Genomic DNA, 2,061 nt, shown 5'->3' with positions numbered 1-2,061 from the left:
GGCCTGAGCGCGGGAAACTCCGCCGCCGTCACCGTTTCCACGTCGAGGAGGAGCGCGGCCCCGCTCTCCAGATCCTGCCGCCGCCGTCTCAGGATCTCTGTCGCCGTCTCGAATGCCCCCGCCACGATGTCCCGACCGGCAACGTCGATCTCGCGAGCCGTCAGGTCGGACGCGTTCGGCCGGTCGCTGCCGATCTCGGACAGGAACGGGTTCGCGGGTGGCAGATAGGTGCGCTGGCCGACCTCCGGTGTCATCCCGTGCCGGGTCACCATCTCCAGCGCGATCTGGGTCGCGCGCTGCAGGTCGTCCGCGGCACCGGTCGAGACATCCCCGTCGAAGACCAGCGCCTCGGCCGCACGGCCGCCGAGCAGGACCGCGATCCGGTTCCGCAGCGCGCTCGCGGTGATCAGGAACCTGTCCTCGGTGGGACGCTGGATCGTGTAGCCGAGCGCCCCGACGCCGCGCGGGATGATCGAGACCTTCAGGACCGGATCGACACCCGGCAGGCTCGCGGCAACGAGGGCGTGTCCCATCTCGTGGAACGCCACGCGCCTGCGCTCCTCCGGCCCAAGCACGCGGCTGCGCTTCTCAAGCCCGGCCACGATCCGCTCCATGGCGGCCGTGAAGTCGGCATAGGTGACGTCCGCGCCGCCGCGCCGGGTCGCCACGATGGCGGCCTCGTTGACGAGATTGGCGAGGTCGGCGCCGGTGAATCCGGGCGTGATGCCCGCCACCTCGTCCAGGTCGAGCTCCCCGGCGAGCCTGACCTTGCCGACATGCACCTTCAGGATCTCGACACGGCCCTTCCGGTCGGGGCGGTCGACGAGCACCTGCCGGTCGAAACGGCCGGGCCGGAGGAGCGCCGGATCGAGGACCTCCGGCCGGTTCGTCGCAGCGAGAAGGATCACGCCGGTGGTCGGGTCGAACCCGTCGAGTTCCGCGAGGAGCTGGTTGACGGTCTGCTCGCGCTCGTCTTGGCCCCCCAGGATCTGCGTGCCGCTGCGGCTGCGGCCGAGGGAGTCCAGTTCGTCGATGAAGATGATGGCAGGCGCGGCCTCGCGGGCCTGCTCGAACAGGTCTCGTACCCGGGCGGCGCCGACGCCGACGAACATCTCGATGAATTCGGCCCCCGAGATCGAGAAGAACGGCACGCCGGCCTCGCCGGCGACGGCGCGCGCGAGCAGCGTCTTGCCGGTGCCCGGCGGCCCGACGAGCAGGATGCCCTTCGGTGACCGCGCCCCGAGCCGCCCGAAGGACTTGGGATCCTTGAGGAAGGCGACTGTCTCCTGCAATTCGGCCTTGGCCTCGTCGACGCCGGCCACGTCCTTGAACGTCACCTTCGTGTCGGTCTCGACATAGACCTTGGCCTTCGATTTGCCGATGGCCATGAGGCCGCCGAGGCCGCTCCGCCCGGACACGCGGCTGAAGAGGGCGCGCCACAGAAAATAGACGGCGAAGGCAGGCAGGATCCAGGAGAGGAGGCCCGTCATGAAGCCCGTGGATGGGGCTCCCTTGACCACCACGCCCTTGGCCGAAAGCCTGTCGGCGAGGGCTGGATCGACGCGCGTCGCCACCACGTACCGGTGGCCGTTGTCCGCCGGCTCCTTCAGCGTGGCCGCAATCCGGTCGGTGCCGACGGTCGCCTCGGCAATCTTTCCCTGGGCGACCAATTGCTCGAACTGACTGTAGGGGATCGCGTCCGTCTGGCTGAAGCCGACCCAGAGATCGTGGACGAGCAGGACGCCGAAGGAGGCCGCCGCCACGGACCAGAGCGCCCAGCTCAACTTGCGCTGACTCGGGTCCATGAGCGCCTCCCACGTCGACTCGGGAAGTGCGCCGTTCGGCCGCTCGTCGCTTTGCGCCAGCTCAAATGTCTCGGCCCGTCTGCAACCGCGGCGCGGGGTGGCGACATCCGTCGGTCGAGCGGGCTGAACGCGCAGCCTGTTCGGAGCCGCGGTCGAACGCGGCTCCGCATGACGCCGCAGCGAACCTCCGGTCGCTCCACGCGGACCGGCATGGGGGGCGGCTGCTGCCCGTGACGGGCGACCGTGCTTGCTGGCC

Annotated in this window: 1 protein-coding gene; it reads right to left on the bottom strand. The window is 70.1% G+C overall.

Annotated features, from left to right (window positions below; genetic code table 11):
* Positions 1-1,805, bottom strand: a 1,805-nt coding sequence (gene ftsH / locus I53_RS19905; protein ID WP_043353901.1) for an ATP-dependent zinc metalloprotease FtsH, incomplete at its 3' end; no start/stop codon positions are given.
* Between the last annotated feature and the right edge of the window lie 256 nt (positions 1,806-2,061).

Source organism: Methylobacterium sp. B1 (assembly GCF_000333255.1).
GTDB classification, from domain to species: domain Bacteria; phylum Pseudomonadota; class Alphaproteobacteria; order Rhizobiales; family Beijerinckiaceae; genus Methylobacterium; species Methylobacterium fujisawaense.
This window is presented reverse-complemented; position numbering and strand designations above follow the sequence as displayed.